Below are 14,293 nucleotides of genomic sequence, written 5' to 3' on the forward strand. Positions count from 1 at the left end.
TTCAGACACAGCGACGACCAAGTGGCCCTTGCCACTCTGAAGGGGCGGAGTCGAAATCCGGACTACTGAAGCTGCGCCTTTGATGGTCCTTCACTGTATCGTGCCGATGACACACACCGGCCGACAATACCAAAGCCGTGATCGCAAAAAGGGGCGTCACCCGCGAATCCGACTAGCCTAAAATCTCCAGCAGGATCGCCGTTTCCTTCTCGATGAGGACCGCGTTGGCTTCGGCGTAGAGGTCGACGTCGACGCCATCGGCGGCGATAGACAGGATCAGCGAATAACGACCCTTGTCGGCGTGGCGGCCCTTGCCCAGGTGGCTTTTCCACCATCCAGGCGCGGGGTGCACGGCGATGGCGTCGTGATTGGCCAGGTCCGAGGCCTTGCCACGCCAGAGGTCGCAATGCAGCGAGCCGGCCGACACCGCCTTGGGGCCGAGCAGCCAGTTCGAGCCGGCGCCGTCATTCTCCGCGCCGCCGTCCTCGCCCTCTAGGTCCCATTCGTCATCGTCGAGCTCGACTTCGGCGTCGGCCTGCATCTGGCTGAGGCGAGCGCGGAAGTCCGGCTCGCTTTCAGTGCGCTTCTTCAGCGCGAAGCGGAGGCCGAACGAACGATAGGTTTCCGGCCGAGTGGCGCCCTTGCCGGTAAGGTTGGGCTCGATGAAGTAGGAGAGGGTGATCTTGAGCGTCACGGCCTGGTCGCCCAGATCTGCCAAGGCCGTCTTCGGCCAGGGCAGGTCGTAGAAGTGGACCTCGTTATAGACGGCTGCGCCCGCGCCCATCGCGTAGGGTTGGATCTCGCCCTGGGCGATCATCGTGAAATCGTTCTTGGCCGAGGCTATGGCGGCATCCAGCTGCGGGACGCCGAACCCGACCTGGCGCAGGAGCTTGATCTTGTCGCCCTTCGAGCCGGTCTTCCACTTTTTGCCCCGGCCGATCAGCTTGCGTCGGATCGGTTCGGGCCAGCGCGCCGACTGCACGATGAGGGCGCGGTAGGTCTCGGGCCAGTAGCCGGGAAGGGCTGCTTCTAGTTGGCCTTGGAAGTGGCCGGCTACGCCGACGGCGGCGCTGGTCGCCCAGAAGGGCACGAGCGGCTCTGTCGTGACGTTGTTGCCGGCGCTGAGCAGCGAGAGCGCCGGATGCCGGTCGCAATAGCCCTCACCGTCGACAGACATGTTGCCAGCCTCGAACAGCACCTCGGGCTTGATGGGAAGCAGGTCGGTCGGCAGTTCATGCGAAGAGGTGCTGAAGGGGCTGACCTCATTGGCCCCGACAAAGGGAACGTGGTCGCCAGCGTCGTCACCGATCTCGATCTTAGTGGTGTAGCCACCGATGGTCAGAGCGTTCCAGCTTTGAGCTGGATCGTTGATCGGTCCGCCCTTGTCGACCTGATTGGCCGGGCCGCCGATGACGTTGCCGGCCGCCACGAGCATCAGGCGCTTGGGCGCGTCCTTGGCCGACCGGGCGCCCTCCAGCTCACCGCCGATGGTTCCGGCCGCGATCTGATCCAGCGCGCCGCTCCAGGAGGTCGGACGGCTGGCGTCGGCGTCGAGATAGCAACTGGCCAGGCAGAACGATCGAGCCGCGTTCGGGCGAGAAATCTCGACCAGGCCAACGGCCGCTTGGGTCACGACCCCGTAGCTTGGCGGCGGCGTGCGGGGTACGCCGCGCGGCGGCAGCAGCTTCACCGACTCCACCGAATGCGTGAGTTCGAGATACCGCGTGTCGTTCATGGGGTGTTCGAGATCCCCGTGAAGCGCCAAGCTCGCCACCGCCGTGCCATGGCCGCCGCGAGGATGGTGGTCATCCACGCCCCAGGTCTCGTCCACGGCCAGGGCAATCGCCAACCCATCGGCGAGCAGTGGGTGAGCGGCGGCGACGCCGGTGTCCAGAACACAAATGGTCGGCGCGTTGGACTTGGCCGGGATGATTCGTCCGGCCAGGTCCTCGACGAAGTCGTGCTGCGTCACCAGGCCATCACCGATCGTCAGGAACGGCTCGATCGTTCCCAGGCCCGGCCGGACCTCTTCGATCGCGCCCGGCGCGCGGATTGCGAATGCCAAGGCCTGCCGAGCGGTCGCGTGAATGAAAACGACGGTCGTGTCGGGGAACAGCAACTGTTGGGGATGGACGTCGAGGCCGAAGTTGCGCGCTGCGGCCGCCAGCGCCTTAGGTAGGGCGCCGATGTCACGCACCCAAAGCTCCCACCAGCGCTGGGCCGGGGCGTTAAAATCGGTGCCCGGGTCGAAGAGCTTGGCGGTGTCGGCCGTGGCAATACGCTCGACCTTCTCGAACTGCGCCACATAGGGGCGGTCGCGATTGCCGGGGTTCGTATAGTCTCGCAGCCGCCGGGTCAGGCTCTCGCGGGCGTCGTCCGGCACGAAGACGATCGACTCCTCGGCGCGGTCCTCGGTCCGCCGCGAGCTGAGGATCACAACGTCCTGGCCGGGTAGCTCGAACGACAGCGGGATCTTGCTGGGGCCCTTGCGGTCGGTGTCGGGGGCCAAGGTCTCCAGCGTCACCAGCACACCGGGCTTGAGGCCTTCGAGCTTCAGCCGTGCGTCGGTCTCGGGCGGCGGCAGATGCGGCAGTGCGGCCGCCAACTGTTCGAGCAAGGCCGCGCCGTGGGCGGCGTAGTCGTCGCGCAGCGGTTTGGCGTCCATCTTGCGCTTCGGGGCCGCATAGGTTCCCTCGCGCCGGACGTTATTCAGCGAGAGGTGGGGTTTGGGGCCGTCCTGGTCTTGCGCAGCCATTGAGCGTTCCGCACGATTCGGGAGAACCGATCATCGGCGGTTGTGAAGCTTGGCTCAAGACACGGTATGGAAGCGGTCTCGGAAGGCTTTGCGATCACGCAGCATGGCGGCCAGGTGATCGGCCGAAATCTCGGTGTGGCCGTCGAGGATGGCCTCGCGCACGGCCGAGTCGGCCGCGCGCACTATCTCGCCTTGGCTAAGGCCCCCCAGGTCCTCCCGCAGGCCCTTCAGGGCCTTGGCCGCTAGCTTGAACTTGCCCAGGCGGGTCTTGAGGATCGCTATGCCTTCGTCGGCGCTCGGCAGGCTGTACTCGATCACTTCGTCGAAGCGGCGGGCCAGGGCGTGGTCGAGGACCTCGACGTGGTTGGTGGCGGCCACGACGATGCTGTCGGTGCTGTTGGGCTCTTCCATGAAGGAGAGGACCGAATTGAGGATCCGGCGCATCTCGCCCACATCGTTCGGGTCGCCGCGGCGCGCGCCGACGGCGTCGAACTCGTCGAGCAGATAGACGCCGCGCACGCTGGCGACCTGGTCGAACACCAGCCGCAGCTTGCTGGCCGTCTCGCCCATATAGCGGCTGAACACGCTCTCCATCTTGACGGTGAATAGCGGCAGGCGCAGTTCCGCGGCCAGGGCCGCCGAGGTCATGGTCTTGCCGGTGCCGGGCGGGCCGATCAGCAGCAGATGACTGGCCGGGGTCTGGCCGTGCTCGCGCAGGGTGGCGCGGGCTTCCTGCTGGCGTACCACGCGCGACAGCTTGTCGGCCGTCGCCGGGGCCAGGACCATGCCGGACAGGCGCGTCTTGGGGTAGCTGCTCTCGACGATGGTCTGCAGCTCGCCGCGCGGGCGCGCCATCGGGATCGGCGCGGCCGCCATCGGGGCGGGGCGGCGAGCGTCGCGAAGGCGCTGCACGGCCTTCTTCAAGGCATTGGCGTCGTCGGCGTGGCCGGCGCGAGCCTCGGTGGCGGCGATCGACAGGGCGATCGACAGCAGGCGCTCTTCGTCGCCTTCGGCATGGGAGTCCAGGAGCGCAAGAATGTGCCGTATCGTCATCGGAGCGCTCCCTTTCTCTGATGCCCGCGCAAGGATAACGCGAGTCTTGGTTAATGGCGGGTATTCAGAATTCTGGCGCGTGCCTTTAGCCGAAAACGTGACCGTGGGCACAAACATAATTTGATCGTGCGTCAGAAACGGTCAGCAGCCCGGTTCGCTCCGGATATGGGAAATGATGGGCGCATCGTGCGCCTCGGCCTAGGCAGATCAATGTTCGCCTATTGAAATGGGGTCGGTCGCGTTCGGACGATGGGAGTCCGGTTTTCGGAGGCAAGCCAAGGTCAGCTCCTGGCGCGGATCAGCCTTTCGGGCGTGGTGAACTGCGCTTGCCGCGCTTGGATGAGGTTAACCATTTCGCGGTTCGGCGAGGTCTGGAAAAGGTCGGCCACGCAGCCTCTCTCGCGAAGGTCCTTAGCGAGCTGGGCAACGGTCACACCGCGGGCGGGTCCCCAGGTTCGCGCAGGCGAAATTAGAAGTGTCACGACGAGTTCGGCTTGCCAGGCCTGCGGCGCCGCCCTGAGTAACCATATCTGCGACGGCAGAACTCACCGAGCGGCCTCGGCTGCTCGGCGCAGCACGCGTACGTCTGGAGAAGAGCCAGAAAAGGCGAGGGCATCAGACCGAAGCCTGACGCCCTCTTTCGTTCCCTCGTCCAGTCTGCTGAAGCGCTCGGTCCGTAGAGCGAGGCTTAGCGTGCTAGTCACCCCGAGGGCGTGTGACCAACAACCGGACCTTCAGAATTACACGAGACAAGCTGGGTTGAAAAGCGGTCCAGGTCGGCCCTGCGCAGCTTGCCAACCGGATCGCTAGGCACTCGAGCCCCCAGATGACGATCGGCGCGGCCGCAACGGCCAAGCCGGCGCCTGGGGCGGCCATGCCCACCAGCACTGCCCCGACGACAACCGCGCCGGGCAACCACCAGATCATCCTACGCGCGGCCGCCGTGTACGCCTTGGCCAGCGGGCGCCCGGCGCTGTCGCCGGCCTTGGGGGGCTCGGTCCTGTTGTGAAATAGAGCTGCGGATACCGAACGCACGACGGAGGTGTTGGTCAGGTAGTTGATATGGCTCGTGTACAGATTCAGATTGGTCGTGTTCTCGACGGCGTGGTTTTCGATCGTGGCCGAAAGGACCCTTCCTCCATCGATCTGGTTTCCCAGCGGGCTAAAAAGCGGATCGCTGACGATGTCGACCGGATCCCAGATGTTGAGCCAGCGCAGGGTTTGGACCCCGTCCTTGAAGAAGGGCTCCTGGGACAGGTTTCCCAGCAAATCGTCGTTGAGACGCCCCTCGCGATAGGTGCCGCCTTCGCGGGTTTGGAAGAAGTAGAAGATCTTGTCGATCGGCGAGCCGAGCGTGAACAAATGGCTCACCTTGCTCAGGTCCACGGCTTCAGGGCTCCCGGCCCTGGCGACGTTCCTCTGCCCGATCAGCGATAGCGTCTCCAACGTGATCGCCGTGCCAAGGCTGTGGGCCACGATAACGATGCGTTCGCAGTGTTCATCCCGCGCGACATGTTCGAATAGCGCGCGGGTCTGGGCCAGGATCTGCCGCCGGCGCTGGAATTCCACATCCCGATCTTGGACGTTGTTCCAGATGAACACGTCGGCGAAGGTGTCCGATAGAAACCGGCTGCCAGCGAAAGCGCCCGCCGCCAGGACAAACATAAGAAACGACAGGCCCCCCACCGACGTCGCGTCGCGTCCGCCGGTCATGACGACCTGACCAATCAGTTGGGCCACCAGGTAGAGGGCGGCTGCAGTGATCAGGCCGATGTGCTTGGCCAGACCCGTCGCCAGAATCTCCACGGGAAGGCGTGCCTGGTCCCAGAGCGGGACGGTTGCGCGCACCAGCGGTCGCCGGGCGTCGTCGACCTTTTTGGAGGCAAACTCGCTGAACGCCTCCGCGCCCATGGGCTGGCGCGGCCTTTCGCGCTCGAACCTTGCGCCTTCCGCGCCGCGGAATCGATGGATCGCCGAAAGCAAACTGGCCTTCACATACTCACGATGTCCCACGGTGGCGCCGGCTTCCGTTGGCTTGGCGGCGAACAGCTTGTGAAGCCTGGCGATCCGAAGACGCTTGGATTCGCGCCACGATCGCTCGGCGATCTCCCTGGGCTTGCTCAGACGCGCTAAGGCCCAGCCCGCGACACGCCAGGCTTGAGCGCCGCGCGCGGTGACGGGCGACCAGTAGGCCTCATAGGCGCGGATAGGTTTTCCACGCCCCCAGGGCCTGGGCCTGGAAGAGCGGTTTGATCGGATTTTGAATTGATCGAAGGCGACGTAAGAAACGTCGTCCGGGTCGCCAACTCGAGATGGTTCGGTCCGGTTTTCGACGTTTCGCACCGCGCCGCCGCCTGTAACCGAATAGTGATCCTCGAACGCCTTGAGCAGGCGGCCGAGGTTCTCATTTCGCGCCTGAGGACCCATGCCATGGACGAAGATCACCGCCGTGTGCTTTTCGACAGGTGTGTTCGTCTGAGGCGTCTGCGCCATTCAAGGGGCCCTCCGGACCGGTTTCGACCTAAGGTACAGCTTGATAGCGGCGGGTTGCTCCCCTGGCGCGCGATTTTTCGCCGGCTGTACGGGGGCGGAGTCCTATCGGGCTCACGCTTCGCCAGGTCGTGATTCTAAGGGTCGATCTTGTTCGTTCACTGGCGCGCTAAATGTCCGGTTTCCGGAGGTGCGCTAACGGCAGCAACTGGCGCAAACCGGAACGACCAATCTCGCGCAGCACTTTAGCCTTCGCTTGCTTCCCGATTTAACAAGCCAGCCCGCAGCCGAGGCTATTCGGATATGTCAGCTTGCTTCCGGCCTGCTTCCGGGAACTCGCTTCGCAGCCGGCGCAAGAGTGTGCCATGGCTAATATATTGATTTTACTGGAGAAAATGGCGCACCCGACACGATTCGAACGTGTGACCTTTGCCTTCGGAGGGCAACGCTCTATCCAGCTGAGCTACGGGTGCTTCCGCCTTGCGGAAGCGCGGTCTTAGCCGAAAGGCCGCGCCTGCGCAAACGGGTCTTTGCTAGCCTTTGGCGAGATAGACGAAGCGGACCACGAACAGCGCCGCCAGGATCAGCAGCAGCCAGTCGCCCTTGCCGATCTTGCCGGTCAGCAGGCGCAGCGCCGCGTAGCTGGTGATGCCGAAGGCCAGGCCGTTGGCGATCGAGAAGGTCAGCGGGATGGTGATCAGGGTCAGGAAGGCGGGGATGGCCACGGTCGGGTCGGCCCAGTCGACGTCGACCAGCGACCCCACCATCAGGGCGCCCACCAGGATCAGGGCCGGGGCGGTGGCGGCGGCCGGGATGGCCTGGACCAGGGGCGCGAAGAACAGGGTCAGCAGGAACAGCACGCCCACCACCACCGCCGTCAGGCCGGTGCGGCCGCCGGCGGTCACGCCCGAGGCGCTCTCGATGTAGCTGACCACGGTGGAGGTGCCGGCGGCCGCCCCGACCATGGTCGCCGCCGAGTCGGCCAGCAGGATGCGGTTCAGGCGCGGGATCGAGCCGTCGGGGGCCTGGAGGCCCGCCTTCTTGGTCACGGCCACCAGGGTGCCGACATTGTCGAACAGGTCGACGAACAGGAAGACGAAGACGATCTCCAGCATGGCCAGGGCCATGCCGCCCTGCAGGTGGAAGGCGCCGCCGATGTCCATCTTGAAGGCCGTGGCGGTCAGATCGGCCAGGCTGGACGCGCCCGGCGCGATCTTGGCCAGACCCAAGGCCCAGCCGGCGGCGGAGGCCAGCAGGATGCCGATCAGGATCGCGCCCTTGACCCGCCAGGCCTGCAACACCGCGATCAAGACGAGCCCCAGGATCGCCACGGCGGCGGTCGGGGTGGTCAGGTCGCCCAGGGCCACGGTGGTGGCCGGGTGGGGGACGATGATCCCCGCCTCCTTCAGGCCGATGAAGGCGATGAACAGGCCCACCCCGGCGGCGACGGCCGAGAACAGGGGCTTGGGGATGGCGGCCACGATCATCTGGCGCACGCCCACCAGGGTCAGGACCAGGAAGGCCACGCCCGACAGGAAGACGCAGCCCAGGGCCGTCTCCCACGGCACGCCCATGCCCTTGACCACGGTGTAGGTGAAATAGGCGTTCAGCCCCATGCCCGGCGCCAGGGCCAGGGGATAGTTGGCGACCAGACCCATCAGGATCGAGCCGAAGCCGGCGGCCAGGCAGGTGGCGGCGGCCACGGCGGCCACCGGCATGCCGGCCTCGCCCAGGATCGCCGGATTGACCACCACGATATAGGCCATGGTCATGAAGGTGGTGACGCCGGCCAGCACCTCGGTGCGGACGTTGGTTCCCTGGGCCTTGAGGCCGAAGAGGCGTTCGAGCATGGCTTAGCGGCTCCCGGCCGTGGGGATTTCGGACGCGTAGCGGTCCCAATGGGCGGTCAGCTCGCGGACCACCGGCCCGCCGACCGCGAAGGTCGCCAGGAACGAGGCCTTCAGGCTCTCCTCGTGGAACACGTGCGGCAAGCTGGTCTGGCCCAGCGGGGCCCGCGAATAGTTGCTGCCGGTGCGCAGCACCAGGACGCGCCGGCGGTCGATCTTTCCGGACGCGGCGTGGGCGTCGAGCACGTCGAGGATCCCCTGGTCTTCGCAGTCGGTCATGGTGAAGGTTCCGGCCCCGTCGGTCCAGAGCTTGACCCAGTCCTGCGCCCACTGGGTGCGGCGATGGCCGTGCCAGAAGCGCACCGTGCCCAGGGCGTCGCCCTGCAGCACGAACGGCGGCCGCTGGCCCTGGGGCGCGTCCTTGTACGGCGCGCGCACGGCCTGCAGGGCGGCGTTGTCGGGCAGCTTGACGTCCTTGGTCAGGGCGTAGGCCCAGTCGACCAGGCCCCGGTCCAGGGTCCAGACCATGGCGCTGGAGCCCTCGGCCTTGCCCTTCACGTTCGGCTTCTCGGCGTCGTTGGAATAGAGGCCGTAGGGCCAGCCGGCGGGGATGTCGCGGTCGTCCACCTCGTAGATCGGGTCGGCGTCGACCACGTAGCGGGCCCAGGCGGCGCTGCCGACCGAGGCGGCCTGGGGGTCGACCCCGGCGATGCCGGCGACGATCCAGTAGGCTTTGGAAAGGTCGAACTGGTCCGACAGGATCAGGGCCGCCACGCTGTCGCGCGCCCGGCCGCGCATGTCGCTGACGATGGCCAGCACCCCGTCGTCGGAATAGCGGGCCACGTGGCGCACGCCCGGGATGGCGATCTCGTGCTTCAGCGGCCAGCCCTCGACCCAGGGCTGGAACTCGCCCGCGAAGTCGCCGGTGTCGGCCCCGATCTCGAAGGTGGTGACGACCACGACCTTGACCGGGATGCGGTCAGCGGCCTGGGCCTGGGCCTGAGCCAGGCCGAAAGCGAAGACGACGCTCAGCGCCAGGACGATCCGAAACCACAAACCACGCATGAAAGGCCCCGCCAGAAATCCGCGGGCAACCTCCACCGATGCGGCCGGGGATGCAATCGGGGATCGACGGGAGAGGACGGGATGGGCCTGTCGGCGCCCAGGCGGCGAACACTTGCCCCCACCTGACCGCTTCGCGGTCTGTCCGCCCCCCATGGGGGGCGGAGCCTTCGCGCCGGAGCGCTCTTCCCCCTCCGGGGGAAGACGACCGCGAAGCGGTCCGTAGGGGGCAAGGGGGTAAGCTGCTACGTGCTCAGCGGATCCTTGGCGTTCGGATCGCCATAGGTCAGCGACACGAACACGTCCTCCAGGTCGGGGTCTTCCGTCGCGATGTCCTTGATCTTCAGGCCCTCGGCGCGGACGGCGGCCAGCACCTGCTCCACGCTGGACTGGCCGGTGCGGTACGAGACGCTGAACGCCCCGGCCCCGCGCAGCTTGGTCTCGAAGCCCGGCAGCAGCGGGGCGGCGGACACCGGCTCCTCCGGGGTGACCACCACGTTGCGGATGTCCATGCGGCCCAGCAGCTTCGGCGTCGGCTCGCAGACCACCACCTCGCCGCGGTTGACGATGGCGATCTGGTCGCACAGCTCCTGGGCCTCTTCCAGGTAGTGGGTGGTGAGCACGATGGTCACGCCCAGCTCGTTCAGGCCCGTCACGTACTGCCACAGCTGGCGGCGCAGCTCGACGTCGACCCCGGCGGTGGGCTCGTCCAGGATCAGCACCGGCGGCTGGTGGACCATGGCCTTGGCCACCATCAGGCGGCGCTTCATGCCGCCCGAAAGCTGACGGACATAGGCGTTGGCCTTGTCGCCCAGGCCCAGGGCGTTCAGCAGCTCGTCGGTGCGGCGCTCGTTCTTGGGCACGCCGTAGAAGCCGGCCTGGACCTCCAGCGACTCGCGCGGGGTGAAGAAGACGTCGGCGGCCAGTTCCTGCGGCACCACCCCGATGGCGGCGCGGGCGTCGCGCGGGCGCTCGTCGATGTCGCGGCCCCAGATCCGCACCGTGCCGCTGGTCTTGCGGGTCAGGCCGGCCAGGATGTTGATGAAGGTCGACTTGCCCGCGCCGTTCGGCCCCAGCAGGCCGAAGATCGAGCCCCGGGGCACCTTCAGGTCGATGCCGTTGAGGGCGCGCTTCTCCGGAGCGGTCTTGCTGGCGGGATAGGTCTTGAACAGGCCTTCGGCTTCGATCGCGTACGCGGGCAGGTCCATGGAACGTCCAGATGCGGCCCGCCGAACCAAGAAGGCGGACGATAGGGAAGGGAACGGGCCCCGTACGAATTGACGGCGGCGCGACAGGTCGCATAGGTATGCCTCCATCGCCGCCACGCCAAGGCCGCGTCTGGATTTCAAGGGTTTTCGAAACATGGCGCGCAAGGCCAAGTCCACCGCTCCCACCGCCATGGAGCCGACGATCGTCGATGTCGGCGCCGGTCCCGCGCCGGAAACCATCATCGTCCGCTCGCATCGCATTGCCTGCGACGGCGTCGGCGGAGCCTTGGGCCACCCGCGCGTCTGGCTCGAGATGGGCGCGGCCGGGTTCGTCGACTGCTCCTATTGCGACCGCCGCTTCGTGGCCTCGACCGCCGCCGGCCACGACGAGGACGAGCAGCTGGCCCCCGGCGTCTACGAAGGTTCGGGCGGCCACTAGTGACCGAACCCGTTTCGCCGGCCCAGCGCGCCGAATCCCTGGCCAAGGCCTGGGAGGCCGCCGAGTGGCCGCACGAGGCCCCCGTGCTGCGGGCCATCGCCATGCCGTCCGACACCAACCCCGAAGGCGACATCTTCGGCGGCTGGCTGCTGTCGCAGATGGACCTGGCGGCGGCCTCGGTCGCCTTCCACCGCGCGGCCGGCCGTTGCGCCACCATCGCCATCGACGGCATGACCTTCATCAGCCCGGTGTTCGTCGGCGACGAGGTCAGCCTGTTCGCCAGGCTCGTTCATGTCGGCCGCACTTCGATCAAGGTGCAGGTCGAGGCCTGGCGCCGCCGCCGCGACGGCGAGCAGGCCCACAAGGTGACCGAGGGCGTCTTCACCTTCGTGGCCATCGACGAGAACCGGAAGCCGCGGCCCCTGCCTTAGGGCGACGAAGTCTTTCACCCACTGCTTTTCAGCCGTCATTCCGGGCCTTGTGCCCGGAACCCCTTTGTCCGCCGCAGGTGCGGGAGGGGCGGACCGCTGGCGGTCCGCTTGCGCTTCACTTGCGAGCTGTACGAGGGGTTCCGGGCACAAGGCCCGGAATGACGGCCGTTGATATGGAAACGTGATGGACGAATAGAGGGATGGCCCATGTCATCTGGATCAATCGTCTAGACACCGCCTCCCCCCGCGCGCCATATCCGCCCATGCGCGACCACGACGCCGACGTCATCATCGCCGGAGCCGGCATGGCCGGAACCACCCTGGCGCTCGCCCTGGCCTCGGCGGGGGTGAAACCCCTGCTGGTCGATCCCCAGCCGTTCGACGACCAGCTGGCGCCGACCTTCGACGGCCGCTCGTCGGCCATCGCCTATTCCTCGTTCCGCCAGTGGCGGGCGATCGGGGCCGGCGAGGCCCTGGCGCCGCACGCCCAGCGGATCGAGCAGATCCTGGTCACCGACGGCAAGGCCCCGGGCCCGGCCACGGGCGGACCATCGCCGTTCTTCCTGCGCTTCGATTCCAGCGAGATCGCCGACCGCTCCGAGGGCGAGCCCCTGGGCTATCTGATCGAGAACCGCCAGATCCGCGCCGCCCTGTCCAGGACGGTGGTCGACAAGAAGATCACGGTGCTGGCCCCGGCCGCCGCCAGGGGGCTGGAGGTCACGCCGGCCGGCGCGACCGTGACCCTGACCGACGGCCGCACCCTGTCCGCGCCGCTGGTGGTCAGCGCCGAGGGCCGCAACAGCATATTACGTAAGGCCGCGGGCGTCGGCGACATCGGCTGGAGCTACGGCCAGAGCGGGGTGGTGGCCACCGTCCGCATGCAGCATCCGCACCAGGGCGTGGCCCACGAATACTTCCTGCCCAGCGGTCCGTTCGCCATCCTTCCGCTCACGGACAATCGCGCCAGCCTGGTCTGGACCGAGAGCACCGACCGGGCCGAGGCCCTGCGCAACGCCTCGCCCGAGGCGTTCCACGCCCACCTGATGCGGCGGTTCGGCGAGTTCCTCGGCGCGGTCGAGATGGCCGGCCCGACCTTCGTCTATCCGCTGTCGCTGTCGCTGGCCGAGCGGCTGGTCGCCCCGCGCCTGGCGCTGATCGGCGACGCCGCCCACGGCGTGCACCCGATCGCCGGCCAGGGGCTGAACCTGGGCCTGAAGGACGCCGCGGCCCTGGCCGAGGTGGTGGCCGAGGCCCTGCGCAACGGCGAGGACATCGGGGCCGAGGCGACGCTCGAGCGCTACGCCCGCTGGCGGCGGTTCGACAATGTCAGCAACGCCCTGGCCTTCGACGGCTTCGTTCGCCTGTTCTCGAACGACAACCCGCTGCTGCGCCTGGCGCGCGGCGTGGGCATGGCGGCGGTCAACCGCATCGCCCCGGCCCGGCGCTTCTTCATGCACGAGGCCGGCGGCGGGGTGGGCGATCTGCCCAAGCTCTTGCGGGGCGTGGCGCTGTAAAAAGAGAGACCTTCCCTCCCCCTTGTGGGGAGGGTGGCCCTGGCAGCGCCAGGGTCGGGTGGGGCCTGCTGAGCCAACCACCCTGCACCGATCCCCACCCGTCGGCTTCGCCGCCACCCTCCCCACAAGGGGGAGGGAAAGACGACGCGCTAGACCTTCACGATCCAGCCCCTGCGCCGCATGTAGGCCAGCACCATCCAGATCAGGCCGACGAAGATCGCCACCGGGATCAGGGCCGCCGTCCGGTCGCCGACGACCGGCGTCGCCCAGCGGTACGGGATCTTCAGCATGTGGGCGGTCAGCATGATCGAGGCCAGCATGTGCAGGCTGTAGGCGAAGACGGCGTTGATCCCGAAGTCGGTCAGGAAGGTCGTCCCCGGCGGCCGCAGGGCCTTCACGTCGACGACCTGATGCAGGCCGGCCAGCAGGACCAGGGCGATCCCCGTCGACAGCAGCACGAAGCTAGAGGTCCACAGCTCCTTGGAGATCGGGAACACCACGCCCCAGACGAGGCCGGCGGCGATCGCGGCGACGCCCGCGACCAGCAGGCCCGACGACCCACGCTCCTTGCTCGATTTGGGCGCCAGCAGCCACTCCCCGGCCGCGACGCCGAACAGGGCCTGGGCGATGGCCGGCAGGGTCGAGAGCAGCCCCTCGGGGTCGTAGCCTAGCGGGCCGGGCACGTAGACGTGGGCGCCCAGCACCAGCCGGTCGAACCAGCCGACGAAGTTGGCGCCGGGCTTGAGCAGGTCGGTCGCGCCGTCCGGGAACGGCGCCAGGGTCAGGGGCCAGTAGAGCAGCAGGATCGCGGCGGCCAAGGCCAGCCGGGCGCGCGGCCCCACGGTCTTGTAGAGGACGCCGGCGGCCAGGAAGGCCAGGGCCAGGCGCTGCAGCACGCCCATCGGCCGGAACAGCACGCTCTCGGGCGTGGCCATCCAGTAGAGGTTGGACAGGATCAGGCCCAGCAGGAACAGCCGTCCGGAGCGGACCAGCAGACGGCGCAAAGTGGCGCCGTCCAGGCCGTTTCCTCGGCCGGCCAGGGCCAGGGGGATAGACACCCCGGTCATGAACACGAAGGCCGGGAACACCGCGTCGGCGACGGTGAAGCCGCGCCAGGCGGCGTGCTCCAGGGCGGCGAACTGGGCGTAGCCGCTGACATAGTGCAGGTAGGACGCCGAATTGACGACGATCATGCCCACGATCGTCAGCCCACGGAGCACATCCAGGGAAGCCAGACGAGGCGGACGCCCTTCCACCGGCTAGTCGTCCAGGCTGCGGGCTTCCTCGGGCAGCATGATCGGCACGCCGTCGCGGATCGGATAGGCCAGCTTGGCGGCGTTGCTGATCAGCTCGCCCCGGGCGCGGTCGTAGAACAGCGGCGCGCGGGTGACAGGACAGACCAGCACCTCCAGCAGGCGCGGGTCGAGATCGGCGGGCGGCGGAGGCGGTTGGGCGGTCATGGGGGGAGTTCTAAGCGGTTTCGAGGCGGTTGAG

General features: G+C 67.6%; 11 protein-coding genes and 1 tRNA gene. 3 read left to right on the forward strand and 9 right to left on the reverse strand.

The genetic code is table 11. The features are described from left to right. Positions 1-172 precede the first annotated feature (172 nt). From BR39_RS0107300 to BR39_RS0107335, 7 genes are all read right to left on the reverse strand, one after another. Positions 173-2,755 (reverse strand): S8 family peptidase, encoded by a 2,583-nt coding sequence (locus BR39_RS0107300; RefSeq protein WP_029909231.1) that lies wholly within the window; start codon positions 2,753-2,755, stop codon positions 173-175. A gap of 54 nt (positions 2,756-2,809) precedes the next feature. Then, the gene (locus BR39_RS0107305) at positions 2,810-3,808 is read right to left on the reverse strand and encodes an ATP-binding protein (protein WP_029909234.1); all 999 of its coding nucleotides are present in this window, start codon (positions 3,806-3,808) and stop codon (positions 2,810-2,812) included. 696 nt (positions 3,809-4,504) lie between these two features. Continuing rightward, on the reverse strand, positions 4,505-6,301 hold the full coding sequence (locus tag BR39_RS0107315) for a hypothetical protein (protein ID WP_156035610.1): 1,797 nt from the start codon (positions 6,299-6,301) through the stop codon (positions 4,505-4,507). A 393-nt stretch (positions 6,302-6,694) separates the two neighbouring features. Next, a tRNA-Arg gene (locus BR39_RS0107320) sits at positions 6,695-6,771 on the reverse strand. A gap of 60 nt (positions 6,772-6,831) precedes the next feature. Next, the gene (locus BR39_RS0107325; RefSeq protein ID WP_029909238.1) at positions 6,832-8,148 is read right to left on the reverse strand and encodes an NCS2 family permease; all 1,317 of its coding nucleotides are present in this window, start codon (positions 8,146-8,148) and stop codon (positions 6,832-6,834) included. A 3-nt stretch (positions 8,149-8,151) separates the two neighbouring features. Then, positions 8,152-9,210 (reverse strand): purine nucleoside permease, encoded by a 1,059-nt coding sequence (locus tag BR39_RS0107330; RefSeq protein ID WP_029909241.1) that lies wholly within the window; start codon positions 9,208-9,210, stop codon positions 8,152-8,154. Between the two features lie 242 nt (positions 9,211-9,452). Beyond that, a complete protein-coding gene (locus BR39_RS0107335; RefSeq protein WP_029909243.1) occupies positions 9,453-10,415 on the reverse strand; it encodes an ABC transporter ATP-binding protein in 963 nt (320 codons plus the stop codon). 154 nt (positions 10,416-10,569) lie between these two features. Here BR39_RS0107335 and BR39_RS0107340 point away from each other — a divergent pair, with 154 nt between their 5' ends. The 3 genes from BR39_RS0107340 to BR39_RS0107350 all read left to right on the forward strand — a co-directional run bounded on the left by BR39_RS0107340 (position 10,570) and on the right by BR39_RS0107350 (position 12,799). Beyond that, positions 10,570-10,854: a zinc-finger domain-containing protein gene (locus BR39_RS0107340; protein ID WP_029909245.1), complete on the forward strand. Its 285-nt coding sequence runs from the start codon at positions 10,570-10,572 to the stop codon at positions 10,852-10,854. Beyond that, the gene (locus BR39_RS0107345) at positions 10,854-11,285 is read left to right on the forward strand and encodes an acyl-CoA thioesterase (RefSeq protein WP_029909247.1); all 432 of its coding nucleotides are present in this window, start codon (positions 10,854-10,856) and stop codon (positions 11,283-11,285) included. Before BR39_RS0107340 ends, BR39_RS0107345 begins: the two co-directional genes overlap by 1 nt. Positions 11,286-11,485: 200 nt before the next feature. Beyond that, positions 11,486-12,799, forward strand: a complete 1,314-nt coding sequence (locus tag BR39_RS0107350; protein WP_369795625.1) for a UbiH/UbiF/VisC/COQ6 family ubiquinone biosynthesis hydroxylase — start codon at positions 11,486-11,488, stop codon at positions 12,797-12,799. Between the two features lie 149 nt (positions 12,800-12,948). On the opposite strand, the gene BR39_RS0107355 is transcribed toward BR39_RS0107350, so the two are convergent. After that, positions 12,949-14,055, reverse strand: a complete 1,107-nt coding sequence (locus BR39_RS0107355) for an acyltransferase family protein (RefSeq protein WP_029909251.1) — start codon at positions 14,053-14,055, stop codon at positions 12,949-12,951. A gap of 3 nt (positions 14,056-14,058) precedes the next feature. Beyond that, positions 14,059-14,259, reverse strand: a complete 201-nt coding sequence (locus BR39_RS0107360; RefSeq protein ID WP_029909253.1) for a Trm112 family protein — start codon at positions 14,257-14,259, stop codon at positions 14,059-14,061. Positions 14,260-14,293: the final 34 nt, after the last annotated feature.

Origin of the sequence: Caulobacter sp. UNC358MFTsu5.1 (genome assembly GCF_000712075.1) — a bacterium.
Taxonomy (GTDB): Bacteria; Pseudomonadota; Alphaproteobacteria; order Caulobacterales; family Caulobacteraceae; genus Caulobacter.

Coding starts and splice junctions, on each gene's coding strand:
- BR39_RS0107300 (WP_029909231.1), bottom strand. CDS start 2,755: ATGGCTGCGCAAGACCAGGACGGCCCCAAACCCCACCTCTCGCTGAAT.
- BR39_RS0107305 (WP_029909234.1), bottom strand. CDS start 3,808: ATGACGATACGGCACATTCTTGCGCTCCTGGACTCCCATGCCGAAGGC.
- BR39_RS0107315 (WP_156035610.1), bottom strand. CDS start 6,301: ATGGCGCAGACGCCTCAGACGAACACACCTGTCGAAAAGCACACGGCG.
- BR39_RS0107325 (WP_029909238.1), bottom strand. CDS start 8,148: ATGCTCGAACGCCTCTTCGGCCTCAAGGCCCAGGGAACCAACGTCCGC.
- BR39_RS0107330 (WP_029909241.1), bottom strand. CDS start 9,210: ATGCGTGGTTTGTGGTTTCGGATCGTCCTGGCGCTGAGCGTCGTCTTC.
- BR39_RS0107335 (WP_029909243.1), bottom strand. CDS start 10,415: ATGGACCTGCCCGCGTACGCGATCGAAGCCGAAGGCCTGTTCAAGACC.
- BR39_RS0107340 (WP_029909245.1), top strand. CDS start 10,570: ATGGCGCGCAAGGCCAAGTCCACCGCTCCCACCGCCATGGAGCCGACG.
- BR39_RS0107350 (WP_369795625.1), top strand. CDS start 11,486: ATGGCCCATGTCATCTGGATCAATCGTCTAGACACCGCCTCCCCCCGC.
- BR39_RS0107360 (WP_029909253.1), bottom strand. CDS start 14,259: ATGACCGCCCAACCGCCTCCGCCGCCCGCCGATCTCGACCCGCGCCTG.